The sequence below is a fragment of the Streptomyces sp. LZ34 genome, assembly GCF_053890475.1.
Window position 1 is genome coordinate 7,029,702 of the sequence record NZ_CM132680.1, and the last position, 15,150, is coordinate 7,044,851.

Here is a 15,150-nt window from a genome sequence, read left to right on the forward strand (position 1 = left end):
CCCCGGTCGGGTGTGGCCGGTCGGGTGTGGCCGGGCGAGACCGCCCCGGCCAGGTCTGGCCGGTCAGGTCTGGCCGGTCAGGTGTGGGCCGTCGCCCAGGCGGCGATCCGGTTCAGCAGGGTGGCGTCGGCCGCGTTCTCCGCGTGGCCGAAGCCCGGCTCGATCCACAGCTCTGTGGACGACGGGTCCGCCGCGTCCGCGAGCGTCCGTGGGTGGTCCAGCGGGAAGTAGGGGTCCCGGTCGCCGTGGACGATCAGCAGGGGCGTGGGGGCGATCAGCGGCGCGGCGGCGACCGGCGAGAGCGGTTCGGGGTCCCAGCCGCGGGAGTCGATGCGGGTGCGCAGCCCGTAGCGGGAGACCAGGCGCCCGGCCGGCTGGGTGATCGCCCAGTGCACGCGGCGCATCGGGGCGGTCCCCCGGTAGTACCAGCGGGCCGCCGCGCTCACCGCGACGGCGGCGTCGGTGTGCGCCTCTTTGTGCGCCCCTGCGCCCGCTTTCGCCTCAAGAGCCCCCGTGCCTGTTTTTCCCTCCGGTTCCCCCTTCCCCTCCGGGGTCCCCGCCCCGTACAGCGCCGCGTGCCGCAGCACTACCGAACCGCCCATCGAGAACCCGACCGTGGCGACGCGCCGGTGCCCGAGGCGGCGCGCCCACCGCACCGCGGCGGCCAGGTCCAGGACCTCGCGGTCGCCGACCGTGGAGCGCCCGCCGGAGCGTCCATGCCCCCGGAAGGAGAAGGTGACCACGGCCGCGTGCCGCCCCAGCGCCGCCGCGGCACGCCGCAGCGCGGGGCGCTCCAACGCGCCCGTGAAGCCGTGCGCGACCACGATCGCCAGAGCCGGATCCGGGCCCGGCTCCGGCCCCGGACGGCCCGTGTCCGGCCCCGGTCCGTACGGCTGGAACGGCTCGTACGCGGCCTCGATCGCCACCCCGTCGTCTGTCAACAGCCTGGCCCGCCGCCCGCGCTCCGTGATCAAGGAAACAGGATGCGGCGCGGACGCGGCCTTAATCCCACGTGTCATGTGGGTTATTCTTCTGGGAAGAGGATCCGGGCAAAGCAGCCCCCGGGTCCTTTTGTGCTTTCAGGCGCGTTCCGCGCGTTTGAGCGCACACGCGCTCCAGGGCGCGGAGCCGCAGCCAGCACAGAGTGGTGCCAAGCCGCGTAAAGCAGTACACACGAAGCAGTACGTGTACGAAGCGGTGCACGGAAAAGCAGTACGAGTCAGCCAGGTACGAAGCAGTAGCCGCATACTCCCCCAGGCCGGGCCTGGGAGGTGCCCCCTCTCGCAGGGACCGAGGAGGAACCGACGTAATGGGCGAGCGAAGCGTGCACGACCGTAGGACGACAGCCAGGGCGGGTGATCACCGATGAGCTCCCTCCTCCTGCTGACCAACGCGCTGCAGCCTTCGACGGAGGTGCTCCCCGCGCTCGGACTGCTGCTGCACAGCGTGCGGGTGGCCCCGGCCGAGGGGCCGGCCCTGGTCGACACCCCCGGCGCCGATGTGATTCTCATCGACGGCCGCCGTGATCTGCCCCAGGTGCGCAGCCTGTGCCAGTTGCTGCGCTCCACCGGACCGGGCTGTCCGCTGATCCTCGTGGTGACCGAGGGCGGCCTCGCCGCGGTCACCGCGGACTGGGGCATCGACGACGTCCTGCTCGACACCGCGGGCCCGGCCGAGGTCGAGGCCCGGCTGCGGCTGGCGATGGGCCGCCAGCAGATCACGACGGACGACAGCCCGATGGAGATCCGCAACGGCGACCTGTCGGTCGACGAGGCCACGTACAGCGCGAAGCTCAAGGGCCGTGTGCTGGATCTCACATTCAAGGAGTTCGAGCTCCTCAAGTACCTGGCGCAGCACCCCGGCCGGGTGTTCACCCGGGCGCAGCTGCTGCAGGAGGTCTGGGGCTACGACTACTTCGGCGGCACCCGCACGGTCGATGTGCACGTACGGCGGCTCCGGGCCAAACTCGGCCCGGAACATGAGTCCTTGATCGGCACCGTGCGGAATGTGGGCTACCGATTCGTCTCGCCGGAGAAGGGCGATCGCGGCACCGAAGGAGCCAAGCTCAGGTCGGACACCGCGAGGGCGGCGCGCGAGGAGGCTCCGGGCGACGGGGCGCCGGGCGCGGAGAACGTGAAAACCGGCGCCGCACGCCCGGCCAACACGTAGCTGGACCCGCGTAGACTGCCGCGCGTGGCCAAGGTGACGCGGGATGATGTGGCAAGGCTGGCGGGAACTTCCACGGCGGTCGTCAGTTACGTCATCAATAACGGACCAAGGCCGGTTGCCCCGGCCACGCGCGAGCGGGTACTCGCCGCGATCAAGGAGCTCGGCTACCGGCCGGACCGGGTCGCGCAGGCGATGGCCAGCCGACGGACCGACCTCATAGGGCTGATCGTGCCGGACGCGCGCCAGCCGTTCTTCGGCGAGATGGCGCACGCCGTCGAGCAGGCCGCCTCCGAGCGCGGAAAGATGGTGCTGGTCGGCAACTCCGACTACCTCGACGAGCGCGAGGTGCACTATCTGCGCGCCTTCCTGGGCATGCGGGTGTCCGGGCTGATCCTCATCAGCCAGGGCCTGAGCGAGAACGCCGCCGCCGAGATCGAGGCCTGGGACGCCCGCGTCGTGCTGCTGCACGAGCGCCCCGAGGCGATCGACGACGTGGCGGTGGTGCTGGACGACACAGGCGGCGCGCAGCTGGCCGTGCGGCACCTGCTGGAGCACGGGTACGAGTACGTGGCGTGCATCGGCGGCATGGAGATCACCCCGACCGTCGGCGACCCGGTCACCGACCACGTCGAGGGCTGGCGCCGGGCGATGATGGAAGCCGGGCGGTCCACGGAGGGGCGGCTCTTCCAGGCCCCGTACAACCGGTACGACGCCTACAAGGTCGCCCTGGGCCTGCTGTCCGGCCCCGACCGGCCGCCGGCCATCTTCTGCGCGACGGACGACCAGGCGATCGGCGTGCTGCGGGCGGCGCGCGAGCTGCGCATCGATGTGCCCGGGGAGCTGGCGGTCGCCGGCTTCGACGACGTGAAGGAGGCGGCGCTGACCGACCCGCCGCTGACGACGGTCGCCTCCGACCGGCCCGCGATGGCGCGCGCGGCGGTCGACCTGGTGCTGGATGACGCGGTGCGGCCCGCGTCGTCGCGGCGGGAGCGGGTGCGGCAGTTCCCGTCGGCGTTGGTGGTGCGGCGGTCCTGCGGCTGCGCGTGACGCGCGGCTGTTCCCCCGCATCCGGCTTTCCCCGCATCCGGCCGTGGGCTTCCTTATGTCGGGCATACCGACTTCTGCCGGGCTTCTCAGCGAGCACTCAGGAAGTTCTCATATTCGCTGAGCACAGTCATAGACATGACGGAGAACACGCCCCGCAGCGGCGATCACGAGCCCCCGCAGTCCCCGCAGCCCCCGTATGGCGGGCACCCGCACGGCGCCTGGTCCGGCTACCCCACGCCGCCCGCGTACCAACCCCAGGAACCCGTCACCACCCCCTCGGGGGTCACCGTGTGGCCCGGGAGCGGCGGCGCGGACGGGGGCTCGGGTGACCCCGCGGCCGTTCCGCAGCCCGGTGGCAGGCGCCGCAAGCGGCGCGTCTCCAAGTCCTCCCTGCTGATCGCGGCGGTGGCGGTGGTCTCGGCGCTCGTGGGCGGCGGGGCGGCGGCGCTGGTCACGAACGCGGCCCAGAAGTCGGACAGCTCCACCACGACCACCGTCGTCAACGCCACCTCCAGCAAGGTCGGCGGGGTCAGCGCCGTCGCGACGGCGGTCAGCCCGAGCATCGTGGAGATCAGCGCCACGTCCGGCAGCGGTCAGTCCACCGGCTCCGGCGTGGTCATCACCAGCGGCGGCGAGATCATCACCAACAACCACGTCATCGCCGGCGCCGACACCATCAAGGTCACCTTCAGCGACGGCAGCACGAAGAGCGCGACCGTGGTCGGCACGGACAAGGGCAAGGACCTGGCCCTGATCAAGGTCTCCGGCGCGAGCGGGCTCAAGCCCGCCACGCTCGGCGACTCCAGCGGGGTCCAGGTCGGCGACCAGGTCGTGGCCATCGGCTCGCCCGAGGGGCTGACCGGCACCGTCACCAGCGGCATCGTCTCCGCGCTCGACCGTGATGTGACCGTCTCGGCGGACGAGAGCCAGGGGCAGGAGCAGGGGCCGGGCGGCGGCCGTGGGCAGTGGCCGTTCGAGTTCGGCGGCGGCCAGTACAACGGTGACGTCGGCTCCTCGACCACCACCTACAAGGCCATCCAGACGGACGCCTCGCTCAACCCCGGCAATTCCGGCGGCGCCCTCATCAACATGAAGGGCCAGATCATCGGGATCAACTCCGCGATGTACTCGTCCGCCGCGGACCAGGGCTCCAGCAGCGCGGGCAGTATCGGCCTGGGCTTCTCCATCCCCGTCAACACCGTCAAGGCCGACCTCGACAACCTGCGCAACGGCGGCAGCGACAGCAGCGGAGGCACCAGTAACAGCTGACCGGCCCGCCGCCTGGGATCATCAGGCCCGTGCCCGTCCGCCCGTGCGAGGCTGAAGGCAGCGGATCCACCGCCCTGCCGTCGCCGCCTTCCGCCGGCGCGTTTCGTCGACTCCGAGTGAGGAACCCGTTCCATGAGCCCCGCCGAGCACGGCGACCAGCCCGCCCGCATCCTGATCGTCGACGACGAGCCGGCCGTCCGCGAGGCCCTCCAGCGCAGCCTCGCCTTCGAGGGCTATGCGACCGAGACGGCCCTGGACGGGCTCGACGCGCTGGAGAAGGTCGGGGCGTACGACCCCGAGCTGATCGTGCTCGATGTGCTCATGCCCCGTATGGACGGGCTGACCGCCGCCCGGCGGCTGCGCGCCACCCAGGTGACCGTGCCCATCCTGATGCTCACCGCGCGCGACACGGTCGGCGACCGGGTCACCGGGCTCGACGCGGGCGCCGACGACTACCTCGTCAAGCCGTTCGAGCTGGACGAGCTGCTGGCCCGGATCCGCGCCCTGCTGCGCCGCAGCTCGTACGTCACGACCGCGGGGGCCGTCCCGGACACCGGCGGAGACGAACTGACCTTCGCCGATCTGCGGATGAACCTCGCCACGCGCGAGGTGACCCGGGGTGGGCGCGGGGTCGAGCTGACCCGCACCGAGTTCACGCTGCTGGAGATGTTCCTCGCCCACCCCCGCCAGGTCCTCACCCGCGAACAGATACTCAAGGCCGTCTGGGGCTTCGACTTCGAGCCGTCGTCCAACTCGCTGGACGTGTATGTGATGTACCTGCGCCGCAAGACCGAGGCGGGCGGCGAACCGCGGCTCGTGCACACCGTGCGCGGCGTCGGCTATGTGCTGCGCACGGCCGAGGGCGGTACGACGCCGTGACGAGTCGGTTCCGTAAGCTGCCGCTCCGCTCGCGGCTGGCGCTGCTGACCGCGGTGGCGGTGGCGGTCGCGGTGGCGGCGGCGGCGTTCGCGTGCTGGTTCCTCACCCGCCAGGAGCTGACCAGCGCGCTGGACCAGAAGCTGCGCGACAGCGTGTCCCCGGACCGTATCGAGCGCCTGCTCGGCCTGCCTTGTTCGGCCAAGCCGCAGACCAATGACCGCCTGGGCCCCGACCCCGCGGGCCTGCAGTTCGTCCGGGAGAACGGCGACCGGTGCGTCGTCGGCTCGACAGCGGTGAAGGTGACGGACGAGGACACCGAGGTCGCCAACGGCCGGCTGCGGGAGGTCACGCGCGACGGCACGACCACGACCGGCCGGGCGGTCCGCGTCTACACCAAGGAAACGCTGGTCCGAACCAGTACCGGCCCCGGCACGCTGACCGTGTCCGTCTCCCGCCCCCTCGACGAGGTGACCGACCCCCTCGACACCCTGGCGCTGGTCATGCTTCTCGTCGCGGGCGTCGGCGTCCTCGGCGCCGGGGCCGCCGGCCTGTGGATCGCCAGGACCGGGCTCAAGCCTGTGGACCGGCTGACCGAGGCGGTCGAGCACGTGGCCCGCACGGAGGACCTGGCCGTACGCATCCCCGCCGAGGGCGAAGACGAGATCGCCCGGCTGTCCCGCTCCTTCAACTCCATGACGGCCGCTCTCGCCTCCTCCCGCGAGCGGCAGCAGCAGCTGATCGCCGACGCCGGCCATGAGCTGCGTACGCCGCTCACCTCGCTGCGTACCAACATCGAGCTGCTCGCCCGCAGCGAGGAGACCGGCCGGCCGCTGCCGACCGCCGACCGGAAGGCGCTGATGGCCAGCGTCAAGGCGCAGATGACCGAGCTGGCCGCGCTCATCGGCGACCTCCAAGAGCTGTCCCGGCCGGACGCGCTGCCCGGCACCGGGCCGCTACAGGTGGTCGCGCTGCACGACGTGGCGGCGGCCGCGCTGGAACGGGCGCGGCTGCGCGGCGCCGACCTCACGATCGACGCCTCGCTGGGGCCCTGGTACGTACGGGGGGAGGCGGCGGCGCTGGAGCGGACGCTGGTCAATCTGCTCGACAACGCCGTGAAGTTCAGCCCTTCGGGTGGTGTGGTCGAGGTCGTGCTCAAAGACGGCCAGTTCACGGTCCGCGACCATGGCCCCGGCATCCCCGCCGACGAACTGCCGCATGTCTTCGAGCGGTTCTGGCGCTCGCCGTCCGCCCGCGCCCTGCCCGGTTCCGGCCTCGGCCTGTCCATCGTGGCCCGCACGGTCCAGCAGTCCGGCGGGCAGGTGGGGCTCCAGCCCGCGCCGGGCGGCGGGACGCTGGCCTGGATCCGGCTCCCGGGCGCGCCCACGCCGCCGCCGGAGCTCGACTGATCTCCGGCCGCGGGGTCGGCTGACCTCTTGTCCGCTGGCCCTCTCAGCCGCCGGACACGCCTGACTCAGCCTGCGCACAGGCTCGGCGGCGAGGTTGGAGCCCATGCATGAGACAGCCCGGATTCTGGTCGTGGACGACGATCCCGCGGTGCGCGACGCGCTCAGCAGAACCCTGAGGTTCGAGGGGTACGACGTCGACACGGCCCAGGACGGCCTGGAGGCTCTGGCCCGGCTTGAACACCTGGCCCGGATCGGACCGGGGCCGCTCGACCTGGTGCTGCTCGATGTGATGATGCCCGGCCTGGACGGGCTGGCGGTCGCCCGCCGGATCCGGGCCGGCGGCGACACCGTGCCGATCATGATGGTCACCGCGCGGGATTCGGTCGGCGACCGGATCGTCGGCCTCGACAACGGCGCCGACGACTACCTGACGAAGCCCTTCGCGGGCGAGGAACTCCTGGCCCGGGTGCGCGCCCTGCTGCGCCGCGGCACGCACGGCCCCGCCGCTGCCCCGATGAGGGCTCAGCCGGCCCGGGCCGCCGCCCACCTGTCCTTCGAGGACGTGACGCTGGACTCGGGCACTCGCCAGGTCACCCGGGCCGGGCGGCGGCTGGACCTCACCAGGACCGAGTACGCGCTGCTGAAGCTGTTTCTCTCCCGCCCCCGCCAGGTGCTCACCCGGGCGGCGATCCTGCGCGATGTGTGGGGGTTCGACTTCGAGCCCACGTCCAACACGCTGGATGTGTATGTGATGTATCTGCGGCGGAAGACGGAGGCGGGCGGCGAGCCGCGGCTGCTGCACACGGTGCGCGGAGTGGGGTACGTCCTGCGCGCCCTGGCGGGCGACTAGGCCGTGTTCTGGAACGTCAGGCCCGGCGGGGCTCCGTGAGCTCCGTGCCGTTCTGGGAGCCGTGCAGCCGCGCGTACGTCCCGCCCAGGGCCAGCAGTTCCCGGTGCGTCCCCGTCTCCACCACACGCCCGTGGTCGAGGACGAGGATCCGGTCGGCGTCCGGCGCCAGGTTCAGATCGTGCGTGATCATGATCGTCGTACGGCCGGACATCAGCCGCCTCAGCGGCCTGACCACCCGCCGCGCGGACAGCGCGTCAAGCCCGGTGGTGGGCTCGTCCAGGACCAGGACGGGCGCGTTCCGCAGCATCGCGCGGGCGATCGCCACCCGCTGCAACTGGCCGCCGGACAGCTGCGCGGTGTGCGGGTCGATCCGGGTGTCGTAGCCCTCGGGGAGGGCGGCGATGAAGTCGTGGGCCGCCGCGTCCCGGGCCGCCTGGACGATCTCGTGGTCCGTGGCCCCCGGCCGCCCGCAGGTGATGTTCTCGCGGATGGTGTCGTGCAGGATGAGCGTCTCCTGCGGCAGGAGGGTGACGTTCTCGCGCAGGAAGGAGAGGGGCATGGCTTGCAGCGGCACCCCGTCCAGGCGTACGGAGCCCTCGGCGGGGTCGTAGAAGCGCAGCAGCAGCTTCGAGACGGTCGACTTGCCCGCCCCGCTCGCGCCGGTGATCAGCACGAACTCCCCGGGGGCGGCCGTGAGCGCGACCCCGGCCAGGGTGCGCTTCTCGGCGCCCGGGTAGCGGAAGCCCACCCGGTCGAACTCCACCGTGCCGTGCACCCGCCAGGGCGCGACGGCCGTTCCCGGCGGCGGGTCGGCCACGGCGGGCTCGGCGTCGAGGATGTCCAGCAGCCGCTCGGCGCCCGCGGTCGCGGCGGTGAGGGTCAGGCCGAGCTGCCCGAGGTTGCGGATCGGCGGGTAGAGGTAGCCGAGGAAGGCGGCGAAGGCCAGGAGCTGGCCGATGGTCATCCGGTCCTGCGAGATCTCCCAGGCACCGAGCCCGATGACGGCGAGGACGCACAGCGTCTCGATGACCTCGACCAGCTGTTCGTACAGCTCGCTCATCCGCGCCCCGGCCACCGACGCGCGCATCCAGGCGCGCGCCTCCCGGTGCAGCCGCTTCTCCTCGGCGGCCTTCCGGTTGTAGGCCTGGGTGAGCACGATGTTGCCCAGCGACTCCTCGACCACCGAGGTGATCGCGCCGTCGGCGACGCGTTCCTCCCGCGCGACGGCCTTGATCCGGCCGGAGAAGCGCCGGGCGGCCAGCCAGAACAGCGGCGCCAGCACGAAGGTGGCCAGCGCCAGGTCCCAGCGCAGCCAGAAGGCGGCGGTGGCGAAGAAGACCGTGCTGAACAGGGCGGACACGGTGCCCACGACGCCGGAGACCACCATCTGCTCGATGGCCTCGACGTCCCCCGTGAGGCGCTCGAGCAGGTCGCCCTGGCGGTGGCGCTGGAAGAAGTGCGGCGGCAGGTCCTGGACGTGTCCGAAGACGCGGGCGCGTAGGCGCAGTACGAAGCGCTCGGCGGTCCATACCGCGAGCGAGTTGCCGGTGTACCCGACCGCCGCGCCGAGGACCGCCACGGCGAACCACTGCCCCGCGGGGGACCAGAACGCGCTGAGCGAGCCCTGCTGCAGGGCGTGGTCCGTCAGGTCGGAGAACAGCAGGATCGCGGCCGTCTCGGCGAGCGCGGCGGCGACCACGCAGACGCAGATCAGCACCAGCCAGCGGCGGTCGCCCCGGGTCAGCGGCCAGAAGCGGCGGAAGGCCACGCGCGCGGGCAACTGCGGGGTGGCGTGCTCCTCCGCCCTCTCCTCCTCGCCGCCGATCTCGTAGGCGATCTCGTAGGCGTACGGCTCGGGGCGCCGGTGGCGCCCGCGGCCGGGGGCGGGATCGGCTCCGACCATCCGCAGCTGCATCGTCGGCTGGTCGTCATGGCTGGGCGCGGTGCGCGCTGTGGGTTGCGCTGGGGGCACTGGGGGCACTGGGGGCATTGCCGGGGTCATTGTCTCTGTCTCTCCCGCTCCTGGCGTCGGCCGGCTGCCGGGGCCGTGCCGGGTCCGGACATGGCCGAGGCGGGCCCGTGGCACAGTGCCGCGGGCCCGCCTCCGGTATGTGGGTCAGCCACCGATCGGGCGACGGCGCTGGTGCTTCTTGTGCTTCTTGCACGCCGGCTTCGGGTGCTGGTTCTTCTTCTCCTCGGGCTTGCGGGCGGGCTTGACCGGAACGACCTTGCGGATGCTCATGGTGAATTCCTTTCGGTTTTTCTTTTCTGATGTCTCGCCGTTCGGCTTCGACACGGAAAACATTAGGAGGGGTTTCCGTGAGCGAGGTCAGAGGAGCCTGTGTATTTGCCAAGACCCTCATGGCGGACATGCCGAAGGGGGCCGGTGGCGTGTGCCACCGGCCCCCTTCTGTGACCTGACTCAGGTCGGCCCAGCCTGCGCTCAGTGCTCGATCGGACGGCGCGGGGGCTTCTTCGGGCCCTTCTTCGGCTTCGGCAGCGGCTTCGGGAGCGGCTTGTGCGAGTGCTTGGGCTTGGGTAGCGGGGCGACCTTCTTGAAGCTCATTTCAATTCCTCTTTCGTCTTCTTTTGCTGCGCCTGTCCGGTGCAACGAGAAAGACACTACCGAGGAATTCGACAACGGAAAGTCAAATTCGGTGAGACCTGATTGAGGAAACAATGAGATTTCCTCATGGAGGCTCACCCGGCCGAGTGCCGGGCGGCGCCCACGGCCAGCCCCGAGCCCGTCAGGTCGGCCCGGATGCCCTCGCGCTCGACGGTGATGTTCCGCAGCCGAAGGCCCTTGGCCTGCTTCGGCAGCTGGAAAGAGAACGCGACCCGCTCCGTCAGATCCTGGGCCCGCAGCCGCACCAGGGCCCGGGCCAGCACCGGGTCGACGCCGACCTTCTCCAGCGTCTCGGGGCGGTCGGCGACCAGGTCCACGAGGTTGGCCCGCGTCAGCCGGTCCGTGAAGCCCGGCCGCCCGGTGATCCGGCCCAGCCGCTCGTCGTCCCGCAGCGCCTGCTCCACGGCCTCGGGCGCGAGGCCGAGCTGCCGCGCCACCGATGGCACCGCGAGCAGCGCCCGCGTTTTCTTCTTGTCGCGGCTGATGCGTTCCGCGGCCTCGGGGTGCAGCCTCAGCTGAGCGGGCTGGCCGGGCCGGTAGGTGGCGATGCCGGGGACGTCGAGCCGCATGTCGCTGACGCTGGTGGCGACCCCGCGGTCGCCGTCCCGCCGGATGTGCGCCAGGGCGTGGATGCGCGCCTGCCGTCCGGCCACCGGCAACTCGCCCTCCGCGCGCACCGACGCGCGGTCGAGCACCCGGAACGTCACCTGCGAGGCGCCCAGTTCGCGGTTCAGGTCGTCGAAGGCCAGCAGTACGTCCCCGTCCACCCGGGCCGCCTTGGCCCCGTCAAGGGGCAGCGGCAGGCCCCCGACCAAATCAATGTCCGTGGCCTCGGCCCGTACCTCGGCGAGGGTCACCCGGCCGGCCGCCACGTCGGGGATGGTGACGTCCACCCCGTCCAGGTGCTTGCCCAGCACCTGGGTGAGGAACGGAAACCCGTGGATGTTCACCTCGGGCGTCGCTGCCAGACCGAGCTTGTGCCGCAGGGTCTGCTCCGCCCGTTGCTCGGCGTACATCACGGCCAAGCGGTCCACGAGCACCAGCAGCACGGCGCCCAGCAGAAGCCCGATGACCACCTTGGTGGTGCGCGGTACGCGGGCGAGCCCCCGGGGAACCTTTCGCTCCGGATCCGGGTCGACGCTCTGGGGGGATTGACGGGACAGGGGGGAGAACATGCGCACGGGAGATCGCATCACTCCATCCCAACACGCCCGCCCGGCCCGAACGCAAGTCCTGATAAGGGTTCGTGGCGAACGGCACGCAGCGCGTAGCGTGGCCCGCATGACCCGTTCCCGCAGCAAGCGTCGGCTCGTCGTCGGCGACGACACCTATCTGTGGTCGGTGGGCCATACCCACGAGGGCGGCAAGCGGCCGGACGTCTCGACCTGCCGGGAGACCCTGTCCCTCCGCCTGGACGGCAGCCGCGGCCGCCTGCTGCTCGCCTTCCACCAGCCTCCGGCCATCGGCCCCACGAGCACGGTCGGCTCCCCCGATCTCGGCTGGCTGAACCTCCACGAGCCGGGCGTGGTCCGTGCCTTCCTCGACGCGGCCCTCGCCCAGGGCTGGCAGCCCGGTGCGACCTCGGGACAGGAGATCGACGGCTTCACCCTCTTCCCCGAGGTGCTGAGCGCCCGTCGCGCGAAAAGCGATGGTGGGACGGGCACCGAGGCGTGAGGATGCCGCCATGAACAAGAAGCGGCTCACGCACATCCCGGCTCCGGAGGGCGTCGCCCCGGGGAAGGGCTACACCAACGTCGTCACGGGCTCCGGCCGTATGGTCGCGGTGTCCGGGCAGATCGCGCTCGACGCCCTGGGCGAGGTCGTCGGCGTGGGCGATCCCGCCGCACAGGCCCGGCAGGTCTTCGAGAACCTGCGCCGCTGTCTGGCCGCCGCGGGCGCGACCTTCGACGACGTCATCAAGCTCACGTACTACGTCACCGACGTGGCCCACCTGCCCGCGGTCCGGTCCGTGCGTGACGAGTACGTGGACATGACGCGCCCGCCCGCCAGCACGGCCGTCCAGGTCGCGGCGCTGTTCCGCCCCGAACTGGTCCTGGAGGTGGAAGCCTTCGCGCTCGTCGGGGAGTCACCCGCCGAGACCGCTTAGGCGGCCGCCCGCCAGCCCAGCGCCGGGCCCAGCTCGGTGGCGAGGTCGGTGAGGATCTGGACGTAATCGTCGTGCTCGAAGGTGAACGGCAGCGCGAACGCCACCTCGTCGATCTCCCGGAAGGCGGCGTGGGCGTAGAGCCGTTCGGCGATCTCGCCGGAGGTTCCGACCAGGTCCGGCGCGAACATCATGCGGGCCGGGCCCTGCGGTGTGGCCGTACGAGGCGTCCGCTTGCGGGCGTACGCCTCGTACTTCGCCCGCTGCTCCGGCGTGGCGGTGTCGGTCGGGATGACCACCAGCCCCTGGGAGACGCGGGCACGGTCGCCGTCGGGGTGGTGGGCGCGGAAGGTCCGGATGTGCGAGAGCTGGATCTCGGCGAAGTCCGCGTACTCCTGCGCCTCCTCCGCCTCCTCCGCCTTGACGACGCTGCTGGTCAGGAAGTTCATCCCGTGCTCACCGGCCCACTTCGCCGATCGCAGGCTGCCGCCGCCGTACCACAGGCGGCGGCCCAGGCCGGGAGAGTGGGGCTGGACGCGGTCGGAGAAGGCCTCGAAGCCTTCCGTGCCGCTGAAGTCGGTGGCCGGTTCGCCGCGTACGAAGTCCAGCAGGCGCCGTACGCGCTCGAAGCTGAAGTCCTCGCTGTCGGCGGTATCGGGATAGAGCGCGTCCTTGACCCTCGCGTAGTGCATCGGCGGGCCGACGCTGATCCCCGGGTTGAGGCGACCCCCGGACAGGATGTCGACCGTCGCCAGGTCCTCGGCGAGACGTAGCGGATTCTCCCAGCCCAGGGGGATGACCGCCGTGCCCAGCTCGATGCGGCTGGTGCGCTGCGAGGCCGCGGCCAGGACGGCGACGGGGGAGGAGATGCCGTACTGCAGATGGCGGTGGCGTACCCAGGCGCTGTCGAAACCCAGCCGCTCGCCCAGTTCGATGATCTCGAGGGTCGACTCATGGCCCCGGCGGGGGTCGGCCTCGTCGAACAGCCCGATGGTCAAGAAGCCCAGCTTGCGCAATGGTTCCGAGGTCAGCGGCACAGGGCTCCTCCATCGTCCGCGGGTGCGTTCTGCCGTACACCGACGCCGCCCGATTCTGGCAGGTGGTTGTTGCACGGGCCTGTCTAGAACATGTCCGGGGACGCGGCGGTCAGGTCGGCGAGGAGTCGCAGGGCCTCCTCGGACGGTGAGCCCGGCTCGGCGTTCATCACGGCCACCCGCTGCCCCTCGTCCTCCGGGAGCGCCAGCAACTCGCACATGAGCGTCATGGTGCCCACCACGGGGTGGCGGTAGGTGCGGGTGGCGGTGCCGCAGTCGCCCACCGTATGCGCGGCCCACAGCTTGGCGAACTCCGTGCTGCCTACGGTCAGTTCGCCGATCAGGCCGGTCAGCGCGGGGTCTCCCGGGTACCGCCCGGCGATCACCCGCAGGTCGGCGACGGTGGAGCGGGCCTTGCGGATCCAGTCGGCGTACAGCTCGCGCGTGTGGGGGTCGAGGAACAGCAGGCGGGCGATGTTGGGGCGCTCGGCCGGGCGGTTCGGCGCGTCGAAGTCGAGGTGCCCGGCCATCAGGGCGTGGGCCATCCGGTTCCACGCGAGGACATCGCAGAAGCGCCCCATGACCAGCGCGGGCACATCCCCGAACGACTCGATCATGACGCGCACCCCCGGTCGCACCTGCTCCGGCCTGGCCGCCCGGCGGCGGGCCCTCGGCTTCGGCCGGGCCAGCGAATACAGGTGGGTCCGCTCGGCCTCGTCCAGCCGCAGCACGCGGGCGACGGCGTCCAGCACGGCGTCCGAGGCGTTGGGGCTCTGCCCCTGTTCGAGCCGCGTGTAGTAGCCGGCGCTCACCCCGGCGAGCTGCGCCAGCTCCTCACGCCGCAGCCCGGGCACCCGGCGGCGTCCCCCGTACGTGGGAAGCCCCGCGTCCTCGGGCCGCAGCCGCGCCCGCCGCGACCGCAGGAACTCTCCCAGCTCCTCACGCGTGTCCACGCGCCCCAGTCTCGCGGACGCGCGCCCGCGGTGCCTGCACCTGCCAGGTGTAGTCACCGCGGGTGTATCTCCGGCAGGGGGCTGGGTACGGCTCGCCGCCCGTCGCAGCCTGGCACCGAGCGCGGGAAGACCAGCGAAACGGACAGGACAACGAATGAAGATTCTTGTGATCGGCGCGACGGGAACCATCGGCAGCGCGGTCGCCGACGCGTTGGCGGAGCGGCACGAGGTGGTGCGTGCGTCACGCCGTGGCCCGGTACAGGTGGACATGGCGGACACCGCGTCGATCGACGCCCTGTTCGCGGGCCTGGGGGACGGCCTCGACGCCGTGGTGTGCTGCGCCGCGAGCGGGGGTCTGACTCCGCTGGACGCCCCGTCGGACGAGCGATTCTGGAGCGGGCTCGACGGGAAGCTGATCGGGCAGGTGACCCTCGTACGGCGAGCGCTCGCCCACGTACGGGACGGCGGCTCCGTCACCCTCACCAGCGGACGCTTCACCGAGCCCATCCCCGGCAGCTCGCTCGGCTACCTGGTCAACGCGGGCCTGGAGGCGTTCGTGTACGCCGCCGCCACGGAGATGCCGCGCGGCCTCCGCCTGAACGCGGTCAGCCCCGGCTGGGTCCGCGAAACCCTCATCACCCTGGGCATGGACCCGTCCATCGGCACCCCGGCGGCGGATGTCGCCCGCGCCTACGTGGACGCGGTGGAGGGCGACGCCCACGGGCGGACGCTCACGGTGGGCGCGGCCTGAGCCGCCTGCCCGGGCCGTCTGCCTGCCCCGCCTGCCTGAGCCGCCTCCACGCCCTCTCACCG

At 71.9% G+C, this 15,150-nt stretch carries 16 protein-coding genes; 9 read left to right on the forward strand and 7 right to left on the reverse strand.

The features are described from left to right. Positions 1–77: 77 nt before the first annotated feature. Positions 78–1,019 (reverse strand): alpha/beta hydrolase, encoded by a 942-nt coding sequence (locus ACWY4P_RS28925; RefSeq protein ID WP_456203258.1) that lies wholly within the window; start codon positions 1,017–1,019, stop codon positions 78–80. A gap of 346 nt (positions 1,020–1,365) precedes the next feature. Here ACWY4P_RS28925 and ACWY4P_RS28930 point away from each other — a divergent pair, with 346 nt between their 5' ends. The 6 genes from ACWY4P_RS28930 (at position 1,366) to ACWY4P_RS28955 (ending at position 7,620) form a co-directional block, all read left to right on the forward strand. Continuing rightward, positions 1,366–2,169 carry a response regulator transcription factor gene (locus ACWY4P_RS28930; RefSeq protein ID WP_456203259.1) on the forward strand — a complete coding sequence of 268 codons (804 nt, stop codon included), beginning with the start codon at positions 1,366–1,368 and terminating at the stop codon, positions 2,167–2,169. Positions 2,170–2,193: 24 nt separating this feature from the next. Then, positions 2,194–3,216 (forward strand): LacI family DNA-binding transcriptional regulator, encoded by a 1,023-nt coding sequence (locus ACWY4P_RS28935; RefSeq protein ID WP_456203260.1) that lies wholly within the window; start codon positions 2,194–2,196, stop codon positions 3,214–3,216. Between the two features lie 135 nt (positions 3,217–3,351). Further along, positions 3,352–4,485, forward strand: coding sequence for a S1C family serine protease (locus tag ACWY4P_RS28940; protein WP_456203261.1), 1,134 nt, complete (start codon positions 3,352–3,354; stop codon positions 4,483–4,485). A 132-nt stretch (positions 4,486–4,617) separates the two neighbouring features. After that, positions 4,618–5,364, forward strand: a complete 747-nt coding sequence (locus tag ACWY4P_RS28945; protein ID WP_456203262.1) for a response regulator transcription factor — start codon at positions 4,618–4,620, stop codon at positions 5,362–5,364. Then, positions 5,361–6,770: a sensor histidine kinase gene (locus ACWY4P_RS28950; RefSeq protein WP_456203263.1), complete on the forward strand. Its 1,410-nt coding sequence runs from the start codon at positions 5,361–5,363 to the stop codon at positions 6,768–6,770. Before ACWY4P_RS28945 ends, ACWY4P_RS28950 begins: the two co-directional genes overlap by 4 nt. 103 nt (positions 6,771–6,873) lie before the next feature. Beyond that, positions 6,874–7,620 carry a response regulator transcription factor gene (locus tag ACWY4P_RS28955; RefSeq protein WP_456203264.1) on the forward strand — a complete coding sequence of 249 codons (747 nt, stop codon included), beginning with the start codon at positions 6,874–6,876 and terminating at the stop codon, positions 7,618–7,620. Between the two features lie 16 nt (positions 7,621–7,636). Here the strand turns inward: ACWY4P_RS28955 and ACWY4P_RS28960 are convergent, their stop codons facing one another. The 4 genes from ACWY4P_RS28960 to ACWY4P_RS28975 form a co-directional block, all read right to left on the reverse strand. Next, the gene (locus ACWY4P_RS28960) at positions 7,637–9,535 is read right to left on the reverse strand and encodes an ABC transporter ATP-binding protein (RefSeq protein ID WP_456213089.1); all 1,899 of its coding nucleotides are present in this window, start codon (positions 9,533–9,535) and stop codon (positions 7,637–7,639) included. Positions 9,536–9,736: 201 nt separating this feature from the next. Beyond that, positions 9,737–9,862, reverse strand: a complete 126-nt coding sequence (locus ACWY4P_RS28965; protein WP_456203265.1) for a hypothetical protein — start codon at positions 9,860–9,862, stop codon at positions 9,737–9,739. A 201-nt stretch (positions 9,863–10,063) separates the two neighbouring features. Beyond that, positions 10,064–10,186: a hypothetical protein gene (locus ACWY4P_RS28970; RefSeq protein ID WP_456203266.1), complete on the reverse strand. Its 123-nt coding sequence runs from the start codon at positions 10,184–10,186 to the stop codon at positions 10,064–10,066. A gap of 134 nt (positions 10,187–10,320) precedes the next feature. Further along, positions 10,321–11,439, reverse strand: a complete 1,119-nt coding sequence (locus ACWY4P_RS28975; protein ID WP_456203267.1) for an LmeA family phospholipid-binding protein — start codon at positions 11,437–11,439, stop codon at positions 10,321–10,323. An 88-nt stretch (positions 11,440–11,527) separates the two neighbouring features. On the opposite strand from ACWY4P_RS28975, the gene ACWY4P_RS28980 reads away from it, so the two are divergent. Both ACWY4P_RS28980 and ACWY4P_RS28985 read left to right on the forward strand, forming a co-directional pair. Then, positions 11,528–11,920, forward strand: coding sequence for a hypothetical protein (locus ACWY4P_RS28980; RefSeq protein WP_456203269.1), 393 nt, complete (start codon positions 11,528–11,530; stop codon positions 11,918–11,920). Positions 11,921–11,930: 10 nt separating this feature from the next. Continuing rightward, positions 11,931–12,353, forward strand: a complete 423-nt coding sequence (locus ACWY4P_RS28985; RefSeq protein WP_456203270.1) for a RidA family protein — start codon at positions 11,931–11,933, stop codon at positions 12,351–12,353. Here the strand turns inward: ACWY4P_RS28985 and ACWY4P_RS28990 are convergent. Together ACWY4P_RS28990 and ACWY4P_RS28995 are read right to left on the reverse strand one after the other, a co-directional pair. Beyond that, positions 12,350–13,387 (reverse strand): LLM class flavin-dependent oxidoreductase, encoded by a 1,038-nt coding sequence (locus tag ACWY4P_RS28990; RefSeq protein ID WP_456203271.1) that lies wholly within the window; start codon positions 13,385–13,387, stop codon positions 12,350–12,352. The genes ACWY4P_RS28985 and ACWY4P_RS28990 overlap by 4 nt on opposite strands. A gap of 83 nt (positions 13,388–13,470) precedes the next feature. Then, positions 13,471–14,337 carry a helix-turn-helix transcriptional regulator gene (locus ACWY4P_RS28995; RefSeq protein WP_456203272.1) on the reverse strand — a complete coding sequence of 289 codons (867 nt, stop codon included), beginning with the start codon at positions 14,335–14,337 and terminating at the stop codon, positions 13,471–13,473. A 154-nt stretch (positions 14,338–14,491) separates the two neighbouring features. Between ACWY4P_RS28995 and ACWY4P_RS29000 the strand changes: the two genes are divergently transcribed. Beyond that, the gene (locus ACWY4P_RS29000; RefSeq protein ID WP_456203273.1) at positions 14,492–15,088 is read left to right on the forward strand and encodes a short chain dehydrogenase; all 597 of its coding nucleotides are present in this window, start codon (positions 14,492–14,494) and stop codon (positions 15,086–15,088) included. Positions 15,089–15,150 lie beyond the last annotated feature (62 nt).

Bases quoted from the DNA above. Each gene is read 5' to 3' on its own strand.
- ACWY4P_RS28925 (WP_456203258.1), bottom strand. From the start codon at position 1,019: ATGACACGTGGGATTAAGGCCGCGTCCGCGCCGCATCCTGTTTCCTTG.
- ACWY4P_RS28930 (WP_456203259.1), top strand. From the start codon at position 1,366: ATGAGCTCCCTCCTCCTGCTGACCAACGCGCTGCAGCCTTCGACGGAG.
- ACWY4P_RS28940 (WP_456203261.1), top strand. From the start codon at position 3,352: ATGACGGAGAACACGCCCCGCAGCGGCGATCACGAGCCCCCGCAGTCC.
- ACWY4P_RS28945 (WP_456203262.1), top strand. From the start codon at position 4,618: ATGAGCCCCGCCGAGCACGGCGACCAGCCCGCCCGCATCCTGATCGTC.
- ACWY4P_RS28955 (WP_456203264.1), top strand. From the start codon at position 6,874: ATGCATGAGACAGCCCGGATTCTGGTCGTGGACGACGATCCCGCGGTG.
- ACWY4P_RS28960 (WP_456213089.1), bottom strand. From the start codon at position 9,535: ATGCAGCTGCGGATGGTCGGAGCCGATCCCGCCCCCGGCCGCGGGCGC.
- ACWY4P_RS28965 (WP_456203265.1), bottom strand. From the start codon at position 9,862: ATGAGCATCCGCAAGGTCGTTCCGGTCAAGCCCGCCCGCAAGCCCGAG.
- ACWY4P_RS28970 (WP_456203266.1), bottom strand. From the start codon at position 10,186: ATGAGCTTCAAGAAGGTCGCCCCGCTACCCAAGCCCAAGCACTCGCAC.
- ACWY4P_RS28975 (WP_456203267.1), bottom strand. From the start codon at position 11,439: ATGCGATCTCCCGTGCGCATGTTCTCCCCCCTGTCCCGTCAATCCCCC.
- ACWY4P_RS28980 (WP_456203269.1), top strand. From the start codon at position 11,528: ATGACCCGTTCCCGCAGCAAGCGTCGGCTCGTCGTCGGCGACGACACC.
- ACWY4P_RS28985 (WP_456203270.1), top strand. From the start codon at position 11,931: ATGAACAAGAAGCGGCTCACGCACATCCCGGCTCCGGAGGGCGTCGCC.
- ACWY4P_RS29000 (WP_456203273.1), top strand. From the start codon at position 14,492: ATGAAGATTCTTGTGATCGGCGCGACGGGAACCATCGGCAGCGCGGTC.